Raw genomic sequence first — 21358 nt, 5'->3', positions numbered from 1 at the left:
TATCTGTAGTAAATCTGTAGAGCTGTAGGCCATAGAGGCATAGACTATAGAGACATAGACTACAGAGGTATAGGTGCGATACATAGATGCCATTAAATGATCTGGGTACTGATAGCGAGTACTGGTAGCGAGATAGCACACCACTGCGATAATGACAGCGTACTACTGGCATTAGGTAATATCAGGCGACATACGCAATGCTACACGTACTAAATATGGCATACTGAACTACAGAGCTACTTACGTGATTGTTAACGCAACTCCAATCGCCTTACATTTTTCCTGCAAATGTGGTCAAATAAAGCCAGAGCGAAAACAAATGCCGGGAATATTCACAGCAAATGTTTCCACATAACGCCAAAACGACTACAAACGCCGGAGAAAATTCCCCGGCGTTTGTAAGTCAAAACCAGCTAAAGCAGCAGCTCAGCAGTAGCAGCGACTCAGCAGTAGTATCCGTTCGCATTAAGGCGAGCTTCAGGATTAAGTAACATCGCCTTTTCTGCCTCGTGACCATCGTAGCGAGTGCCATCCGGAAGGCGCGTGCCATCCTTCAGCAAGTGACGATTCTCAACAGGCTCGAACAGTACAGATCGACCCATCATGCCTTCCTCAAATCGCCTCTGGCCCGCAGCCAAACGCGCATTCGCCTTGGTACGCCAATTCTTAAGCACATTAACACCTGCGCTAGCAGCTACAGCAGCTTCAAAAGCACCAGGATGAACCAATGCCACAAATCCGCTAACATGACCGAAGCCGAGCGAAGTTGCGAGAGCAGCCTTCACTGCACAAGAACCTGCACCATCGCCAATGCGCATCGGCTCACGCAACCAAACCATGTGGTCGTCGCGCGCAAGCTTAGGATCCACGCAGTCAAGTGATGCGTTTCCAGGGATTACGCCACTTCTAAACAGTTGCGTCAAACCGTTGATTTGGAAGATGCACGCGCCGCCCTTTGCATGTCCAGTCAGCGTCTTTTGGCTGATTACGAACAGCGGATTTCCGTCCGTGCGTCCGATTGCGTGCGCAAGAGTATTGTGCAGCTCAGATTCGTTCGGATCGTTTGCATTCGTAGACGTATCATGCTTAGAAACCACAGCAATATCGTCCGGAGTAACGCCGAGAGCTGCCAAATCACGCACGAGCTTAGACTTAGCTCCACCCATGCCCGCAGCCAAAGCACCCAAGCCCGGAGCAGGAATAGAAGTGTGAATGCCATCAGCGTAGGAGTGAATGAAACCAACCACACCAGCAACAGGCAAGCCAAGCTTCAAAGCAATATCGCCGCGCGTAACCAAAATCGTACCGCCGCCTTGTGCTTCAAGGAAGCCTCCACGTCTGCGATCGTTTGCGCGAGAGAAGAATCGTGGATTGATGCCCTTCGCATACATTTCTTCGCTATTGGCAGTTGCGTTCATATTGCCGAAGCCAACTACGGATTCCACACCGATATCGTCAATTGCGCCAGTTACTACGAAGTCAGCTTTGCCGAGAGCAATCTTGTCGACGCCTTCTTCGAGCGAAACCGCTGCAGTTGCGCATGCAGACACCGGCTGAACCATATTTCCGTAGCCGCCGATATAGGTTTGCATTACGTGAGCTGCAACAACGTTTGGAAGCGCCTCTTGCAATACGTCCGTAGGAATCTCGTGGTTAAGGAAGCGATCCAAATACAGTTTTCGCATTGAACTCATGCCACCGAAACCGGTTCCTTGCGTGGAAGCAACCATCGACGGATGCACAGATTGCAAAATCTCCGAAGGCGTGAAACCAGCAGAAATATAAGCGTCTACAGTTGTGACAATATTCCACAGCGCAATCGTGTCAACACTTCCAACCATTGAAGCTGGAATACCCCACTTCAGCGGATCGAAGCCCTTAGGGAATTGTCCACCGACGGTTCTGGTCATTGCAGCCCTACGCGGCACGCGAATCATAGAACCTGCCTTGCGCGTAACAGTCCATTCGCCAGATTCTGCATCGCGAGTAATCTCAGTATGCGATTCGTCAAGTGCCACGTATTCGCGCGCAATTGTTTCTGTTGGTACGCTGAAACTCACGTCGTGATCGAGGAAGATTTCTGCTTCTTCTTCGTTTGCTCCATCCTTGTAATCGCCGCCCATACCGGTTTCGAATGGTCGAATACCGGAACGTGCTACTACTTCATCGCGATATTTCTCTGCAATATCTTCTTCTGGAACAAGCGTGCCGTCCGCATCATACCAGCCTGGCTTTGGCGAATCCTGCCAAGTAAGCAAGCCCATATTCCAAGCCAATTCCAGTACTGCTCCTGCAGAAAGCTCCACGGAACCGTCTTCGCGAATTCCAAGTTCTGCTTCGAAACGAGTACGTCCGGAACCCCATGGTCCAAGCTCGCCAACGGAGACGATCACAATTTCGTCTTCTGGACGCGCTGTTACGTTCTTCCAATCAGCCAAGTTGACTCGCGGCTGAGTTGGCACGTAAGGAGTTGGAAGTGCTTTGTTGGTTGATTTAGCAGAAGATTCTGCAGCTTCTTCTACAGCTTCCACCGCTTCTTCCGCAACTTCAGCACGCTTCTGATCTTCCAGTGCTTCTGCACGAAGCGCGTTCAAATCAAGAGGCTCCTTGCCTAATCCGCCCGTAAAATCAACATCCAAAGGCGCAATTGCTGCCTGCTCTCGCGCTTCCTTCGTGCACAAATCGAGCAAACGATCTGCCATTTCTTGCGTAGAGTAGGTAGTTAATCCGTGACGCTCAACTACAGCCACAAGCGGATCATTTCCGCCCATTAAGCCGGTTCCACGCACCCATCCAATCTTAGGATGCGCGAAAGTCACGCGATCCGACCACACGCTTTCCGCATGCGCACGGTTCACAATCGCGTCGAAAGCACTCTTGACTTCGCCGTAAGCACCGTCGCCGCCGAACATACCTCGGTTTGGAGAGCCAGGTAACACAACGTGCATACGATGTTGTACATCTGTATCTGCTCCAATCTGCGCAAATCCAGCGATTGCACGCTCCACTCCCCACAGCATTAAGCGCGATTGCGATTCAAAAAGCGAACCAGAATCAGACAAAGTACCGTGAACTGGAGGAGCTGCAAACGGGAAGAACATGCTCGGCTCATAAGCAGGCTTCAAAATAGTAGTAGTTGCGCCACTTACTTTCTTTGAAACCGTGCCAACCCACTTTACAAGCGCATCGACATCGCGATAACTAGACAAGTTTGCTGGCACAAGCCACAACTTTGCGCCCATTTGAGCGTTTTCGCGATACGCTTTCTTCGCCCAAGACTTAACGCTCGGCTTGAAACTGTGCGAAGTTGCAATAACCGTAGCTCCACCCTTAAGCAAACCCGTTACTACGCGAGCAGCAATCGAGTTAGGAGCAACGCCTGTAACTACTGCAACTTCTCCTGCAAAACGAGTTGCTTGAGCAGTATCGGCGTTGTTTTGTGCAAGTTTAGTGCGAGAATCGCGAGCAATACCATTAAATATTGTTGCAAGATTGTTTAATTCGCGAGATTTAGAAAGACTTGCAAACCACTCAGCTTCCGAAGCTACTGCTTCCCCGGCACCGAGGAAACTACCAAAATCATTTAAGATTTCAGAAACTTCATTTACCTGAATATCAACATTCTTTCCGGCATACTTGTAGTACAAGCGAGCAACGTCTTCGCGAGCCGAAGCCCAGCGGTCGTCGAAAAGAATCGCTTTTCGCTCATCAAATCGAGGAGCCACTTGCTTTGGCCAATCCGCACCTAATTCTGCTTCAACAGCAGCTACAACAGCAGCATTTTCGTCACTTTCAGTTTCTGCTTTAGGAGCTTCAACACCAAGCTTTGCTAGCACAAACTTAGCAGTTGCAGCAAGTACGCCGTCTGCGCCAACAACTTGCTGCGCAAAAGCGTCAAGAGCTGCAGAATCAACAACAGCACCACCGGCTGCGCCAGCAGCGCCAGGCCGAGAAACGCTAACGCCGTGAGCTTGTGCAACTTGCGCAATTGCTGCGTCGATTAAAGCGTCAGCTGCAGCAGTATTCTTTGCAGGATCAGTTGAAAGTTGCGCAAGATTTTCACCGCGCACGCTAGCACCTTCACGCGTTTGCAAAACCAAAGCCGCAAGCACGTGCGCACGCCAGCCTTCGCCAAGCTGCCAGACTTCCGAAATACGCTTGTCAATTTGCGCTGGCTTCACACCTGCTGCACCGAAAAGTGCACGCAAACGTTCGCGCACAATATCGGAAAGCACTGCACCAAAAGCCTTATAGCGCGGAGCAACCGAATCAACTAACTTTTTAAGCGCACTCATTGGAGCTTCTGCAGCACCGTCCACGCTAGCCACGCCAAGCTCGGAACTAATATCCATAAGAAGCTGGTTTCTGCGCGAAGATACGCCGTTTGTAAGCGTATCAGTTGTGTCAGTGTCGCCGATTTGGTCAAGACGGATTTTTGCACTATACGCAATCAGCATTGAGATTGCGTCGGATGCTTTGAATGGCAAGTCTGCTACAGGTCCGCTTGCTGCTGCGTTAGCAACTTGAGCAGAAGGAGCAGCCGCAGGAGCAGCAGAGACAACATTTGCGGCAGGAGCTGCAGGAGCAGCAGCTGCATCAGCAGTGCTACTTACTTCTTGACTATCTTCCTCAGTAAACACTTCAGGCACAAGCGAATCCGTGTCAGTCATATAAACGCGACCTTCGTCACGACCAACGTTGTAAACAGTCACTTTTTCGCCACTAAACTCCGGCAAAGCAAGAGTTTTAGCGCCAAGATTTGCCAAAGTTGGCGCGTTTCCTAAACCAACTTCAACGTACTCTTCAACGCCAAGACCGCCGCGAGCGCGATCGGCAAACATAAGAGCCTGCGTTTCAATCCAGCGAACTGGAGAAGCAAATTGCCATGAAAGAAGCTCCGTAAGAAGCAATCTACCGAGCTTTTGCTCATCCTCTGCATAAGATTTCCATGTAGTTTCATCTTCCAAAGCTGCTTCAATGCGCTCAGATGGCACAACATCCAAAATCTTTTGCGCAAATTCTCGCGTAAGCTCAAACGGGCAAGCCACGAGGTTTGGAATGTAACGGTCTACAAGCACAGAGTAATCAATATGCTTCGGCAGCAGCGAATCGAGCTTGTCGCGGAATTCCGGCACTCCCTTTCGAAGAATTCGAGAGTGGAACGGCACGTCAATTCCTGGAACAAACATGAATGGAGGCTTGCCGCCATACTCCTTAGCGCGCTTAGAAGCGTCTGCAGCCAATGCCTTCAAACCTTTAATAGTTCCAGCAATTGCGTACTGCTGACCTGCCAAGTTGTAGTTTACAATTTGCAAGAATTCGCCAGTAGCCTTGGAAATGCCCTCAACGTAAGCATTCACGCCTTCGTCTGACACTCCAAACTGGTTTGGTCGAAGCGCACCCATGCGGTAGTTCGAGCGACCTTGTGCATCGCGCTCAATCAAGTGATGCATTGTAGATCCGCGGTGGAACACCAATTCAAGCACAGTTTCGAGTGGAATAATTTGCGCGAAGGAGCTCAAAGCATTGTATTCGCCAAGCGAGTGTCCTGCAAAGTAAGCAGGCCAAATATCGCATCCTGCTTCACGCAAACGCGCGGTTTGCGCAAAGGCAACTGTTGCGAGCGCAACTTGCGTAAATTGTGTTAAGTTAAGCAATCCTTCAGGATGGTGATAAGTTACGCCGTGAGCAGTAAGCTCCTTTGGATTATCGCGCACGACTGCGAGGATTGAGAATCCAAGCTTTTCGCGAGTAAGCTTGTCTGCTCGCTCCCAAGTATCGCGCACAGCAGGCGACTTTGCGCGCTCATCCAGCGACATTCCTTGCTTTTGGATACCCTGACCTGGGTATACGAATGCTGCACGTGGAGCGCGTGTAAGCGCGCTTGCTTTAGACACGATTTGCCCATCAACTCTGCACGTAACTTCCAAAGCAAGTCCGCCGCGACGAACTTTTCCAACGCGCTCAACTGTGATTTCTACTTCGTCATCAAGCTGAACCATGCCGTACATGTTGTAGGACCAGCCAATGAGCTCGTAGCGAGCACCTTTTTCATCAACTGCTTGAGCCACATGTTGAGCTGTTGCAGAAAGCCACATACCGTGTACCAAAGGAGCAGAAAGACCGGAAATTGCAGCACCTCGCTTAGAAGTGTGGATTGGGTTGAAATCTCCAGAAGTACGCGCAAAAGCGGTCATATCGTGAGGAGCGCGAACTACTACTCTGCGCAAAGCTCTGCGAGGCGTGTCTTCAATTTCATATCCATGCAATCCTGCAGCTTCGCCATATTGCGCAGCTGGAGCAGGAAGCGCGTTGCTGAAGCTTCGTCCACGAATAGCGAAACGCTCAGTTTCGTGCGCAAGTCGCGTGCCGTCAGCTGCAGTGTGCACAACGTGAATAGTTACCACGCGTCCGGAAGCAGATTCTGCATACGGCTCAGCCCAGCCGAGCAAATTAATTCGCTTGTCGACGTACTTTTTAAAATCTTCAGCATCGACGTCAAGCTCTACTAAATGATCTAGGTGAACAGCGTTAAGCAGACCCTCAATAATCGGGTAGCCATCAACCATTACGGAACCCAAAGCTGAGTAAATAGTTGGCCAAGCAGGACCTACTAACGCGTCTGGCACAATGCGAGAAGCAAGCAATCCATCTGGAAGTCTTCCAGCAGTAGCAGACTCGTGGTCAATTCCAAGATTTCTTGAGAAAGTATAGGAAGAATGAACCAATCCAAACGGGAAATCTCTATAACCTTCTGCAAGCAAATCTTCCGGCAATTTTGCCAAACTGCCATCTTCTTTTACTGTTTCAACCTTAGGCATAGCATCAAGCACATCGCCAGTAATCGCAGTATTTCCAATACCTGCGGTTGCTGCAAGCATTTCGTACACGTGCTTTGGCAAACGTTCGCGGTCAACTACTGGTATGATTCCAGCTTGACTTGCATCAACAGTTAGCGGAATTACAATATCTCGTACCGCGTGCTTGCGTTTTGGCGAGTTTGCAGCGTTTTTTGTAGAGTGTTTTGCTTCCTGATTTTCTTGATTATCCCAGAATGTATCTAGCTTAATATCTAAATCAAGCGAAATTACGTCATTATTACTAGAAGTTACTGTAATTACGTAATTTTCGTCTCCTAAAGACGTTCCGTAAGCAGGGTTTGCAGTTACATGACCAACCCAAGAAATATTCGGGCATGCGCGCACGTAAGCTTCAACGTTTTTAGCATCAGCAATCTGACTAAAAGCAGATTTTGAAGACTTGCTCGCCGCATTTTCCTTATTTTCTGCTTCTACTCCAGTTTCCGAGCCAGATTCTGCACGATTGAGCATAGCTGCTTCAAAACGTCCCAGAATATCGGCAATCGGCTCATCCATAGTCGTAATTCCAGCCACGGAAATCGGTCCTGGAATTACACGCACAGCGTCTGCCGAGTAACGCGAATCTTCCGACTGCCAAAGCTGATCTTGACCCCACCAACGCAACAAATCGTTGTCAATAACTGGCACGAATGGCATTGGCTTAGGGTATTCGCGCACCAAAGTTGGGAACCAAGCGGCATCCATTGGCACAACGTTCATCTCGCGAGCTTGAGGCAACGCGTCAATCAGCGTATATAAAGCAGCTTGAGGGTGCTTAGAAACTTCTTCGATAGAAGGCAGAATAGAAGTAAATTCGCCTGAATCTTGATTAATTAAACGCGCTTCAATACGCTGCAACAAATGCATGTAGCGATCTACGTAAGTCGGATCCACCCAAGGGTATGCCAAATCTAGGAAACGTTGAGCAAATTGTGCGTAAGTCATGCTTTCTACGTCACCAAAATATGGTTTTGCAGTAGAGTTAAGTGCTTCGATTACTTCATCGCGACGCGCTTCAAGCTCTTCAGGATGTTTCATCATATGAACGAGCAATCGACCGCAGCGAGCAGAAGCGTTTTCTAACTCGTAAATATCTGCGTGCAAATGGCTTAAACCACTCGTCACACCGCCAATCACTTTGCCAGAAGGCACCCAACGCTCACCCAAAGGTGCGAACGAATCCTCATCAAAACCTTCAATGCTAGAAGATTTCGGCATCGCAATACCCGGAGTTTCCACAAGCATACGCTTTACTTCAGGACTTGTATGTGCTTCCTTAGCTGTCATTGCAGCTGTGCCAATCATTACAGCATCAACTGGCATATTTGGCAAACCGTATTCATTCGCCCATTCGCCAGAAATGTAGTCTGCAGCACGCTCAGGAGTGCCAATACCACCGCCTGCAACAAGCACCAAATTTTCGCACTCGCGCACTTGCGCGTAAGTTGTCATAAGCAAATCGTCAAGAGATTCCCACGAATGGTGACCACCTGCAGCACCGCCCTCAACCTGTACAATAATCGTGGCTGGAGCAACAGCCTTAGCAATTCGCACAACTTGACGAATTTGGTCAACTGTTCCAGGCTTAAACGTTACGTAAGGGAATCCATCAGCTTGTAAAGATGCTACTAATTCCTTGGCTTCGTCAAGTTCTGGAATGCCAGCAGAAATAACTACACCATCAATAGGAGCTCCCGACTGCCTCTTTTTTGGCACGATTCGCTTCGAACCAAATTGCAAATTCCACAGATAGCGATCCATAAACATGGCGTTAAATTCGATAGTTGCGCCTTCGCGAAGCTGATTTTCAAGCGACTTCATATGACGATCGAAAACTTCTGCAGTTACTTGACCGCCGCCAGCAAGCTCAGCCCAGTAGCCTGCATTTGCTGCTGCAGCAACGATTTCCGGCTCTACTGTCGTTGGTGTCATTCCTGCAAGAAGCACAGGAGCTTTGCCTGTAAGCTTGCTAAATTTGGTAAGCACTTTGCGTCCTGCAGGCGTGTTGATTACTCGAGGCGCAAAATCAGCCCAGCAGCCTGTACGCTCTGGTTCAGAAGCTGAGTCAGCTGTTGAAAGCTCAGCGCGAGAGCGCAATGTAGCAGCCTCTACGATTCCAGCGCCGGTTCCTTGCACAAGCACTCCAGTAAGCTTTCCGAGCACCTCGCTAGGACCCATGTCTAAAATCCAAAGCGAGCGCGCGTCGTTCTGCTCCAAAACTTCGCCAATTTGCGCAGCCCAATCAACAGGAGTTACAAGCACTGCATCCGCCAATTCGCGAGCAACTGTAGTGTTCAAGCCAGCCTCGCTCGCCCACTCTACTACCTGCTCAACTGCAGATTGAAGCATTGGCGAATGGAATGGCACTGTAACATCCAAATATTCAGCAACTGGCGCAAATACAGCTCCACCGCGAACTTTCATTTCGCGCAATTTTTTCGAACGCTTTGTTTCTTTTTGCGCTTCGTTTGCAACAGCTTCCATATCTTCCGGGTATCCTGCAATAACCACGTGATTGTAAGCGTTTTTAACAGCAATTGACACTTCACCGCGCGTGCGCTCTACGCGTGAAATTAACGCTTCTGCCTGCTTTTTAGTAACTCCTTTAAGTGACAGCATTGGCGTGTGCTCGCCGTCACCAGTAATTTCAAGCATTCGAGATTCACGATCTCCTGCAGCTCCAATTAAGTAGGCAATTGCAAGTAATTCTTCGATTTGCGCGCGAGCTTTTTGCCAAGACTTTGCTTTTATGCGAGCTTTTACCATTTCTGCTGCGATTACGCCTTGAGAATGACCCAAAACTGCGCACGGCTTGTTTACTTCAAAGTTGTATCCAAGATTTGTTAAGTCGCGCACTGCACCGAACTGTGCAAGCGTAATTCCAGGCACACTAAGAAGCGCGTTTGCAGCGTTAATATGCTTATTTTCTAGCGCGTCAAACACGTTTATGTCGCCGCCTGCATTTGCTAAAAGCTCAGAATAAATTGGCGATAGCAAAGCTTTTGCGCCTACTTCGTACTCGTGAAGTTCTGCGTTTAATTCTTCGTCTGAACCAAGCTCGCGCAAAGCTTCAACCCACGGAGTTGACTGACCTGCAAACACGAGTGCGTGCGGATTATTAGCGAGTTGGTCGAAAAAGTATGTTGTCATGATGTTTCCTTCTCGTTGATTTGGATAAGTTTTATAAATTCTGTAAGTTTTGTAAGGTTTATAAGTTTTGTAAGTTCTATAGTTTTTAGTTATAAGTTTGATAATTCCTATAATTTTTATAAATCACTTACATTGGCTGATTTCCGTGATGCTTTCCAGTTCTGGAAACTCGCTTTTTACTGCGCAAAAGTTTCAATGAGCCAGCAATCATATCGCGAGTCTGCTCCGGGTCAATCATTGCGTCAATCTGACCAGTTTCCAACGAAAGATTTGCGTTAACAGTAGTCACCTCATACTCGTCAACCAGCTGTTTTCTAAGAGCCGCAACGTCTTGTCCACGCTCTTTAGCTTTTTGCAAATCTTTACGATGAATAATATTTACGGCACCTTGCGCACCCAAAACCGCAATCTGGCTGGTTGGCCACGCGTAATTTACGTCCGCGCCCATCGACTTGGAACCCATAACGATATAAGCTCCACCGAAAGCTTTGCGCAAAATCACCGTAACCAGCGGAACTTGCGCGTTCGCGTACGCATAAATCACTTTCGCACCTCGGCGAATAATTCCTGCGTGCTCTTGATCTGAACCAGGCTTATAACCAGGAGTATCCACTAGAGTCACCACAGGCAAATTAAACGCGTCGCACAATCGCACAAATCGCGCGACTTTTTCGGAAGAATTTACATCCAAAATACCAGCGTTCACCTTCGGCTGATTTGCTACGATTCCAACAGGATGACCCTCAATGCAAGCAAAACCAACCACTGCAGAAGCAGCATACAATTCCTGCACTTGCACGAACTCACCGTAGTCAACTATTCTGCGAATCACGTCAAGCACATCGTAAGGCTGACGGTCGTTATCCGGCACAATATTCACCAACTCGCGCGCAGTTTCGCGATCCGCGCGCGTTGCAGCGTAGGCAAAAGTTGGAGGCTCTACCTCACAGCTAGATGGCAAATAAGCCAAAACTGTGCGCGCGTAGTCGATTGCGTCAGCTTCATCCTCTCCCAAATAGTGAGCGACACCGGAAGTTGCGTTATGCACAAGACCGCCGCCCAAATCGTCCATGCTAATAGCCTCGCCGGTTGCAGCTTTAACAACATCCGGACCAGTTACGAACATATTTGAGTGCTCGCGAGTCATAATAATCAAATCTGTTAACGCAGGGCAATACACAGCACCGCCAGCGCAAGGACCTAGAATAATTGAGATTTGCGGAATCAAGCCGCTCGCTTCGCAAGTTTTTTTGAAGATACGCCCGTATTGCATAAGCGCGCTCACGCCTTCTTGAATGCGAGCGCCGCCGGAATCAATTACGGCAACAACTGGCACGCGAAGTTCAACAGCCATATCTAAAAGATGGCAGATTTTCTCGCCCTCAGCTTTGCCTAAAGTTCCACCGCGCACAGAAAAGTCTTGTGCGTAAACTGCAACTTTTCTGCCATAAACTTCGCCAAAGCCGGTGATTACAGCGCATCCGGCAACGTCGTTATTTATGTCACCGCCGTTAAAACGTCCGATTTCCACGAATGAGCCGGTGTCAAAAAGCAAGTCAAGACGCTCGCGAGCAGTGCTTTTACCTTTTGCGTGCTGACGCTCTAAAGCTTTTTGTTCTGCGTCACGAGCAAGTTGTGCTGCGTGCTGAACTGCAGCTTTTCCGCGACGAGGCTGCAAGTTTGTATCGTCAGCAGAGCTATTAACAGAAGAGTTATTAACTATTTTCGCTGAAGTTTCAGAGATTTCAGACTTTTCTTTTGCTAAAGTACTCATTTCTGCTCTCCTTCCGGCTTTTCAGAAGACTTTTCAGAAGATTCAGAAGACTTATCTGCGCTCTTATCCGCGCTTTTATCTCCAGCAAGATCAATCGTCACAAGCTTTGCACCCGATTCCACGCCGTCACCAGGACCCACAAAAATTCCAGTAACAGTACCAGCTGCAGGAGCGTAAACGTAATTTTCCATTTTCATAGACTCAAGCACCACAAGCAAATCACCCTTGGCAACCTGCTGACCTTCAGCCACATTCACGCGCGTAATAACAGCTTGCATAGGTGCTGCGATTACGCCAGGAATCTGCTTTTGTTCTTCAGATTTGTGAGTACTTCCGCGAAGCGAACGTCCACGCAAAGGCTGCGAAGCTCTAGAAACGCTACGAACTCGCGCAGAGCCGGTCAAATTGTCAACAATATCTTGCGGAATCGTAAGCTTTACGCGCTTATTATCAACCTCAATAATGAAGGATTCCATTGCAGGCTGCTTATTTTCGGATTCATCCGCAGACTTTCCAGAAACAAGCGAAGCCGGCTGGCCACCCAAAGAAGCTGCAGGAACGCGGTTCAAATACTTGCGTTCCATCCACTTAGTAGACACGTCAAAACTGTGATTTTCCGCAGTAAACTCAGGGTCGTTAAAAATCTGCTCAAAAAGTTTTGCTGGAGTTGGCACGCCCTCAATACAAAGTTCCTTCAAAGCGCGACGCACACGAGCGACAGCAGTTTCACGACTTTGCGCAGTAATAATAAGTTTGCCCATCATCGAATCGAATTTTGGCGAAATATTATCGCCAACTTCAACACCAAAATCGACGCGAATACCAGGACCGGAAGGCCACTTTATTTTCGTCAAAGTGCCGGAACTTGGAGTCAAATTCGTAGCAGGATCTTCCGAAGTAATGCGAAGCTCGAAGCTGTGTCCGCGAGGTTCTGGATCCTTAATCAACTCGCCGCCGTCAGCAATATTGAGCTGTTCTCGCACTAAATCAAGTCCACTAACTTCCTCACTAACCGTGTGCTCAACTTGCAATCGCGGATTAACTTCCAAGAAGTAGACTTTATGCTGAGAAGTCACCATATATTCGCACGTGCCAAGACCAACGTAATCAACAGCTTCAAATAGGTTACGAGAATATCTGTAAAGCTGATCCTTTTCATCGTCAGTCAAGAACGGTGCAGGAGCTTCCTCAACCAGCTTTTGGTTTCGGCGCTGCACCGAGCAATCGCGCGTGGAATATACGGTGAAATTTCCGTGAGCGTCGCGGCCGCACTGCGTTTCTACGTGGCGAGCTTTATCAATAAAACGCTCAATAAAATATTCGTCTAAGTCGCCGCCCTGAAGAGCGTCGTGATTCATATAAAAGCCTCGCAACTCGTCATCGTTACGAACGACTGTAATTCCGCGTCCGCCGCCGCCATCCGTGCGCTTCATCATCACTGGATAGCCGTGAGTTTGCGCAAAAGTTAAAAGTTCTCGAATATCTTTCACAGGCTCCGAAATTCCTGGAACTGGCGGCACTTTCGCGCGAACTGCCACGCGACGAGCCGTAATCTTATCTCCCAAATCAATAAGCGCTTCCGGACGAGGACCAATCCAAATAACCCCAGCATCGTTAACTTTTTTCGCAAAAGACGCAACTTCCGAAAGGAAACCGTAACCCGGATGCACAGCATCCGTGCCGCTTCTTTTAATAATGTCAAGAATCGCATCTTCGTTTAAATAAGTATCGCGATATGTGTCTCCGGAAAGTGCGTACGCTTCGTCTGCCATTTCTACAAACTGCGCGTTGCGATCAGTCGGTGCGTAAATAGCAACGGTAGAAATGCCCATTTCGTGAGCCGTGCGAATAACTCGCAAGGCAATTTCACCGCGGTTTGCGATGAGGATTTTTTTGATATTCGTAACCATACGTTACAAGATATTAGAAAAGTTGCGTTTACGGATGAGTCGACATACACAAAAGCTAGAGCAAAATTTTGTACACTTCTCCAATGCACATGATTTTTATAACACGTAATGTGATTAGCGAAACGGAAAACAACCGGCAAAACCGTTTAATTGACAACCTATGAGCTGCAAACGGCGAACCGGAAATAACCAAAAGAAGGTTTTCATGACTAACATAAATCAAAATAATGCAACAACAGCATCAGCAAATTCAAACGTTGCGAATAAGTTGAAAGTAGCTGCAGCATGGCTTGCAAAGCCAGCGCTTCTCACTGTGCTTTTGGCTCTTTCTACTATGGCAGGCGCAATTTATCTTCCTATTACTCCTGTGCCTATTACGTTGCAAACTCTTGTTTTGTGCATTATTGGTTTAACGTTGAGCTGGCGCGAAGGCGTAGCTTCTGTGGTTATGTATCTTGCTGTTGGCGCAGCAGGTTTGCCTGTGTTTGCTGGCTTTAAGGGCGGCTGGGCTGTTTTTGTTGGCCCTACTGCAGGATTCTTAGCCGGTTTCATTTTTGGCGTTGCTGCAACCGCAGCTTTGAAGCGCGTATTTGACGTAGCTCTTGACGCAATGATGCCAGAAAACTCCTTCAAGAAGACTTTCGCACGCTTCTGCACTTACTCTGTAGCTTCTATAATCGGCACGATCGTGATTTACGCATTCGGCATTTTCGGCCAAAGCTACCTAACTGGCATGCCACTTTCAACTGCCGCCGCAACCTTGATTATCTTCATGATTGGCGATTTGATTAAGGCTTTTGTTGCGAGCGCAGCTTGCTCTGGCTTGTACAACGCACTTAACAAAAAGCGCGCATAGCGGAAACGTTATATTGCAGAAAAACGGCATTTCCTTTACACGACTGTAAAGGGAATGCCGTTTTGTATAAGATTGCCGCGCACTTGCTCTTTGACTGAGATAACTAGCAAACAGCTGACGCTTGCGCTTTAAGCGCTCGCTGTTGAGCTTGCACGGAAAGTCCACTGGACTTTCCGTCTGAGCAAGCTCACGCTCCGAATTGCTTTCGCGCGCTAAATCGCAGCGCTCAAGCATGTCGTCAGCGCACACTAGTCACAACCTAGTTTCTAAAGCACAACTACACTAACCTGCCCTGCCTGCGTCTTTTTCAACGCAGGCAGACCTCGCTTGCGTTGAAAGCACACCGTGCTTTCAACTCTAAGCAAGCTCGGCGCTCCGAGTTGCTTTCGCGCGCTAAATCGCAGCGCTCAAGCATGTCGTCAGCGCACACAAAACACAACAGAATTCCTAATAAACTACCACGCGAATCTGCCCTGCCTTCGTCTTTATTGACGAAGGCAGACCTCGCTTGCGTTGAAAGCACACCGTGCTTTCAACTCTGAGCAAGCTCGGCGCTCCGAGTTGCCTTCGCGCGCGCTGTGCTGCGCTCAAGCATGTCGTCGCGCTTCATACGCAACCGCGTGCACATCGCCGCTTTTTACCACAATCTCCTCGCCAGATGCCTCACGAATCGTAAGCGACGCATCTTCTCCAAGCCGCACAGCAGTTCCTGTCACCACGCTTCCGTCAACTGGATGCACGTTAACTTCGCGCCCAAGAGTCCAACACACACCATTTACTTCTTGAAGCAAATCTGCAGCGTTGCTTGGATAATCGCGCATAAAATCACCAAGTCTAGAACGCAATCCAGTAACGATTTTCGCAGCAATCGTATCACGCAATTCTTTAGCTTCCGGCAAATCAGTCATATGCATTTGCAGCGAAGTTGCCATTTTAATTGGCAGCACTTCTTTAGGCACACACAAGTTCAATCCGATTCCAAAAATTACTCCAACAACATCATCTTTGCTTGGATCAGCTACAATTTCTGTTAATATTCCGCCTTCTTTACAATCGTGCAAAAACACGTCGTTAGGCCATTTAAGTTTTATCGCGCAAGCATCACCGTGCATCGGCGAGCTTCCGCACTCTTTAAACGTTTCTAGAAGTGCGTCACGCGCTGCAAGCCCTGCAATAATAGGCAGCCACCCATTGTGACTTGCGTCCATAACAATTGACTTCGGCAGCAACGTTACGAATGAAACTAAAAAGCTTTCTCCCGCACGGCTTACCCACGCACGCCCTAATCGTCCTCTTCCTGCTGTTTGCTCGTCTGCCACAATCGCAACTATTGCTGGCTTTCCGTCATCTCGCGCGATTATTTCGCCTTTTTGTATCATTTCTCGCGCAATATTTTGCGTAGAATCTGTAATTGCGAAATATTTTACCAGATCTGCTACTTCTGAGGTCTGCGGCATCAATGCCACACTTTGCGAAGAAAAAATAGTCATATGTATAATTTACATCAGATTATATTTTTGCGCGCGTCATTGCATGTTTTGCGTGCAATAGCAAACAAAGTAGCTGAGCATCAATTAAGCAGGTGTTAACACATGGAGCGCATACGTCGCAAAACGCAGTACGAAAAGCCGCGCAAATTGCGTGCAGTTGTAGCACGTTTTTTAGATTACACTCTTGCTGCTTTGCTATGCTTTGTACTTGCTTTTTGCACTAGCTTGGGACCAATTTTCCGCAGTCAAGATATTAAAGTTCATTTAGGATCAATCGCTGATTTTTCGTTGGTTAATGCTTTTATTTTCGTCGCTGCCTTCATAATATACGCATTAATACTGACTGCGCTTATTTACTACGGTAAAAATAAAAAGTTTTTGCCTAAATATCAACGTTTTACGAAATTAATAAAATCAATTGCGTTAAGAAAAAATAGCGAAAATAAAAAACAGTCAAAATTACAAAAATTTACTACTAAACACACTATTTTCCGCAATATTTCGCATTTTCTTTTAAAATTTGCAAAACTATTTTTTAATTGCGCTAAATGGTTCATTAACCACTCCACTCGCAACAGAAGAAACCTACTTCTTACTTTTTTCGTGGGCTGGATTTGGGTTCCAGTTACGTTACTTGCCGCATACGGTGCAGATATATGCTCGCAAATTCGTGAGTACAGTTGGACTTGGAATAAAATTACAGGCTTAGATCAGCCTTATATCGGCTTCTTTAGCTTTGTCCCAATGGATATTTACCCAACTGCGCACTACTTGTGGCCAACTTATCCAACTTATTTAACAAATCAGCACAACATTGTTCTAACTGTTATTTATGGCGCAACAACAGCAGTCTCCAGATACTTTACCGACTCAAACGACGCTGGAATTGTAGTTCTTGCCTTTGCACAATTTGTATTTGCAGCATGGTGCGTTTCTGCAACAGCACACCGCTTCTTAAACAAACCTTGGCTTGATGCAGAATCTAGCTCAACAAATTGCAGCACAACAACTTTTGCAAGATTCGTTATTCTGCTTATGTTTTTACTTAATCCGCTTGTGTTGTGCTCAACTATTGCGCTTACAAAATCTCCGCTTTTTGCGTTCGCTTTTGTTTGGTGGTTTGGTATAAATTACGAGTTAACTAATTGCTATCATGCGAAGGACACTAAAAATACACCTAGCACAAAGCCAAATGCGCAAAAGCCTAGACTTCACACTGTTTTGGAATTAATTGTTTCAGTGTGCGTAATGCTTATTGCTGCAAAATACGCTTGGTATATTCTGGTTGTTCAATTCGTGCTTTTGATTATTTTTGAGCGCAAACGCTGGCGTTTGTGGGTTTGCGGAATTTTGCTTCCAATCGTTGTGATTCACGGCTCGTTAATTATGCTTATTTCGAGCGGTGCTATTATTAGCGGCGATCCTATTGAGAGTCGCGGCATTCAGTTACAACAAATTGCACGTATAGCTAAGCTCGATCCGCATAGCATACCGCGTAGTGCAAAGCGCATTATTGCACCAATTTTTAATCTGGATCAAACTGCAGAAGCATACAAACCTTATGACGCAGACCCTGTGAAATCTTCCGGATTGCAGTCTAAAAAAGTGAGTTATCGTTGGCGATACGTTACTAAAGATAATATTCGTAAATTAGATTTCGCTTGGTGGCAAATGATTACGCATAGTCCACTCGTTGCAACTGACGCTTTTCTTGCGAAGACTTACGGATACTTTGATATTTTTGACCGCCCGTATGTTGGACCAGAATATTACGTAGACACTGACAGCATACACAAATCTGATTGGATTAAATATTGGAATCCTAAGTGGCGAACTAAATTTGCAGAAGACATTAGCACGTTTAGTGATATTCCTGTTTTAAGTTGGCCAATTCACGGAAATACCTTCGTTATTTTTACACTACTTATTGGTGTTGCAGAAATTATTCTTCGCCGTTGGCGCACATTGTTATGGCACATTCCACTTGCCTTGCTGGTTGGAGTTATGATTCTTGCTCCAGCTAATAATTTTGAGCGACACATGCTACCGTTAGCTTTTGTTTTCTGCTTTGTAGCACTTACTTTTTGGCGAGATACTTTTACTCAATCGCGCTATAATAGTAGAGAATGTTAGGATCAAAGGCATAAGATGGACGAGAAGAATACACCTCAGTTTGCGCAAGATAGCAGCGCTGCTTCTTCTGTTATGTCCGAAGAAAATTATGAAGATAAACTTGCAGGAAACAGCTTACTTAGTAACGATTTTCTTTCGATACTAGCAAGCGTACAGGCAGCAGAAAAGCACGCGGAGGATTCTAATATTGCCAATTCTCTTGAAAATCAACAGTTAAACAAAACGCAAGTAAACGCTGTATCAAATGATCAAGAAAGCTCTTCTACAGCAAAGCAATCTAAAGCAGAGCAAGAAAACGAAGAAAAGCACAAACACCACTTGTGGCATCGTCTTTCATCAAATCAAAGTCGTTCGAGTCATTCAAGTCAATCTTCTGAAAATACTAAAGGTAATAATTCACCGAGTTTTACTCCATTGCCCAGCGCGCAAAAATCAACTAGCTCGGAACCGCTTAGAATTTTCGACAATCGTGATGGCCAAGTTTTTGACGCGGCGATGCGCTTGCAATTACACTCGATTATTGCCACGTGTTTAATGAATGGTATTGCAGACGCTCGTATTGACGCTTTCATGCATTTACTTCAATGGTCAGATTCGCCAAAAGTTATTGTTATTGCAGGAACTTTCGGCACTGCAATTAAGCCAGATGACGGACCAAATCGCAAGCCAGCACCAGATATTCCACCTGATAACACTGACACTTTGCGCCGAAATATTTGGCCACAGCTTGGTAGTTGCAATGCGTATGATGCAATAGTTGAGCGCACACAAAGTAGTGCTTTGCAGCGCATTACGGGAGCTTGGCAAAAAACGCAAGCACTGATATCAGCATCTACGAAAAATTCTTCTACTTTTGCAGCGCCTTCTCATATTATTCTGCTTGCTGTGCGCGAAAATCCTAGCGATCAGGCTTTAGAGAAGCTGTGCAAAGTTTTTGAGAATTCTCATAAGACGATTTGTGTTAGCAGCATGGTTGAAGGCGTTGAGCAAATTTCTTCCGCTCTTACTGCTACTCTTGCCGCGATTGCTGTTGCTCCAGCAGTAAAGCATTTGCCGCAAATCATTCACACAGATGATTTGCTTCCAGAACGAGCGCTTATTGGCGATGCCACAGCTTTTGATACTCTTTACAACAAGGTGTATCAAAGTTTGGCTCCTTACAATCATGACGATCCAACTCTGGAAACTATTGACATGTTCTTGCGCTTTGGTGGAGCTCTTGACCAAACAGCACACGAACTTAATGTGCATCCAAATACTGTTCGTTACCGTTTACGTAAAGTTGCGCAAACTACAGGATGGGATGCTACGGATCCGCGCGCCGCTTATGTGCTGCAAACAGCTATAACAATTGGTAGAATTCGTGATTCGCACTAAGACGAAGTGCACGACAATAAAGACGCGCGGCCTAAACTACTCGCGCGCGTGATGTTTAGACCGGATTTTCTTGCGTAGGCGACCTAAACTACTCACCGCTGAGTCGTTTTAGTCACATCGCAACAACAAGCAGTACTCACAACACAGCAAACAGACACATACGAAGAAAGGGCTTGGAGACTGATGCCCCTAGTAGCACCAAACCCAAGCCCTTTAACAAAACCGACTCGTTTCCCTAACAAACAAGCCAGCCAAACACTCAACAGTCACGCCCCCGAAAACCAGCGCACAACACCACTGCGAAGAAAGAGATTTGGCAAAACAGTAGAATCATGCAAAAGCCCGAAAGCAAACCCGCCACAAAACACTAAACAGCATTCGCAGCACGTTGAGTGAAAGATTTAACAAGTGAGCGCACCATACTCACATACAGTGCGCTCACAAATCATTAAACAATCAACACACTTAATGTGCTAAAAGCTTAGTGACGGATCTTGCGAAGAGCAACACCCATGCCAGCAAGCACAGAAGCAGCAACAGCAGCCAAAGCTACAGCAGCACCGGTCTTAGCCAATGGAGCAGCCTTCTTCTCGGAAGACTTCTTAGCTTCAGACTTCTTATCAGACTTCTTGTCGTTAGCCTTGTCATCAACCTTCTGACCATGACGCTTGAGGTAGTCAGCGACAGCCTTGCACTCGAGAGAATCTTCACCGTAAAGCTTCACACACTTCTTGTAATCCGTGTCCATATTGCCAAATGGAGTATGCTCATACTTATCTTTCTCGTCAGCCGCAACCTTAGCAGCCTTCTCAGCATTCAAACGATCAGCAAGAGCACCAGGGTCCTCAGTCTCATAGAGCCAATTATCATCATCGTTAGCAGTCTGATCATTCTTTGGAGTAGTCTGATCAGTCTTTGGAGTAGTCTGATCACCGGCACCCTCAGCGAAAGCTGGAGCCGCGAAAGCGAGACCGGAAAGCAAAGTTGCGCCAGCAGCGAATGCGGCGATAGCCTTCTTATTCAACATAATATTTTCCTTTCTTCTTCTCCACCACGCTTAAAACACATGGTGAAAAACATAAACCCACAAAATCAATCTCTTGTGGATAACTTTCAGATAGAGCATCTAGCTGAAAGCTGTTATTAACATACCCCCCCCCGTTCGAAAAAGTCAAGAGCAGACGCACAACTCATTAACAGAAAACATTTATATTTTTACGGAAATATTTCAGTCAAACTATTTTTAAAAGTAAAAAATACAGTATTACGCATTATTTTTCGTAAAAATGTCAATTTCAAGGTTTTTAAAGATTTTTCTCAGAAAACTTTCAGAAAACTCCTGAATACTCCCCAGACCAGCCGCAAAACCGTTGCAATATAGCCACTCTTGCGCGACACGCCGAAACTACATTTGCGTAAGCGCGACCGAATTCCCAATGCAATACCACACAAATCTACCCTGCCTTCGTCTTTACTGACTCAGGCAGTCCTCGCTTGCGTTGAAAGTCCACTGGACTTTCAACTTTGAGCAAGCTCGGCGCTCCGAGTTGCTTTCGTGCGCGCAATGCTACACTCAAGCAGGCCATCGCGCCACAAAACGTTGCAAAACCGCCATTCCTGGACGACACGCCGCGCGCCTACATGCGCCGCGAACTCTCTAGAGGCGTAACCTCTCCCATCACCTATTCGTTATTAATGCAGATAGCGTACTGCGCCAGTAACGCAAAACATCAATTATTCGTTATTAACGCAGAAATGCAGTAACGCAAGTAACAAAAAACGCTGAAAACATGACTCAAAAGAGCACA

8 protein-coding genes are annotated in these 21358 nt (G+C 46.9%); 3 read left to right on the top strand and 5 right to left on the bottom strand.

The features are described 5' to 3' along the window. Nucleotides 1–443: 443 nt before the first annotated feature. The 3 genes from HXT32_RS00975 to HXT32_RS00965 form a co-directional block, all read right to left on the bottom strand. Nucleotides 444–10010, bottom strand: a complete 9567-nt coding sequence (locus HXT32_RS00975) for a fatty acid synthase subunit beta domain-containing protein (protein WP_422118988.1) — start codon at nt 10008–10010, stop codon at nt 444–446. Nucleotides 10011–10137: 127 nt separating this feature from the next. Then, a complete protein-coding gene (locus HXT32_RS00970; protein WP_422118987.1) occupies nt 10138–11784 on the bottom strand; it encodes an acyl-CoA carboxylase subunit beta in 1647 nt (548 codons plus the stop codon). After that, the gene (locus HXT32_RS00965) at nt 11781–13694 is read right to left on the bottom strand and encodes a biotin carboxylase N-terminal domain-containing protein (protein ID WP_004109191.1); all 1914 of its coding nucleotides are present in this window, start codon (nt 13692–13694) and stop codon (nt 11781–11783) included. Before HXT32_RS00965 ends, HXT32_RS00970 begins: the two co-directional genes overlap by 4 nt. Nucleotides 13695–13899: 205 nt before the next feature. Here HXT32_RS00965 and HXT32_RS00960 point away from each other — a divergent pair, with 205 nt between their 5' ends. Next, nucleotides 13900–14550 carry a biotin transporter BioY gene (locus tag HXT32_RS00960; protein WP_004109189.1) on the top strand — a complete coding sequence of 217 codons (651 nt, stop codon included), beginning with the start codon at nt 13900–13902 and terminating at the stop codon, nt 14548–14550. Between the two features lie 587 nt (nt 14551–15137). Here HXT32_RS00960 and HXT32_RS00955 read toward each other — a convergent pair. Continuing rightward, the gene (locus HXT32_RS00955; protein ID WP_116440665.1) at nt 15138–16040 is read right to left on the bottom strand and encodes a biotin--[acetyl-CoA-carboxylase] ligase; all 903 of its coding nucleotides are present in this window, start codon (nt 16038–16040) and stop codon (nt 15138–15140) included. A gap of 102 nt (nt 16041–16142) precedes the next feature. Between HXT32_RS00955 and HXT32_RS00950 the strand changes: the two genes are divergently transcribed. Further along, nucleotides 16143–18173, top strand: coding sequence for a DUF6020 family protein (locus tag HXT32_RS00950; protein ID WP_422118986.1), 2031 nt, complete (start codon nt 16143–16145; stop codon nt 18171–18173). Nucleotides 18174–18188: 15 nt separating this feature from the next. After that, the gene (locus tag HXT32_RS00945) at nt 18189–19550 is read left to right on the top strand and encodes a PucR family transcriptional regulator (protein ID WP_004109186.1); all 1362 of its coding nucleotides are present in this window, start codon (nt 18189–18191) and stop codon (nt 19548–19550) included. Between the two features lie 481 nt (nt 19551–20031). Here the strand turns inward: HXT32_RS00945 and HXT32_RS00940 are convergent, their stop codons facing one another. Continuing rightward, entirely contained in the window at nt 20032–20577 is a 546-nt protein-coding gene (locus HXT32_RS00940) for a peptidase (protein ID WP_422118985.1), read from the bottom strand. Nucleotides 20578–21358: the final 781 nt, after the last annotated feature.

It is taken from the genome of Gardnerella sp. DNF00747 (assembly GCF_049262675.1).
GTDB classification, from domain to species: domain Bacteria; phylum Actinomycetota; class Actinomycetes; order Actinomycetales; family Bifidobacteriaceae; genus Bifidobacterium; species Bifidobacterium swidsinskii.
The sequence above is the reverse complement of the archived record's forward strand: the minus strand, read 5'-3'. Positions and strand labels throughout refer to the sequence as shown.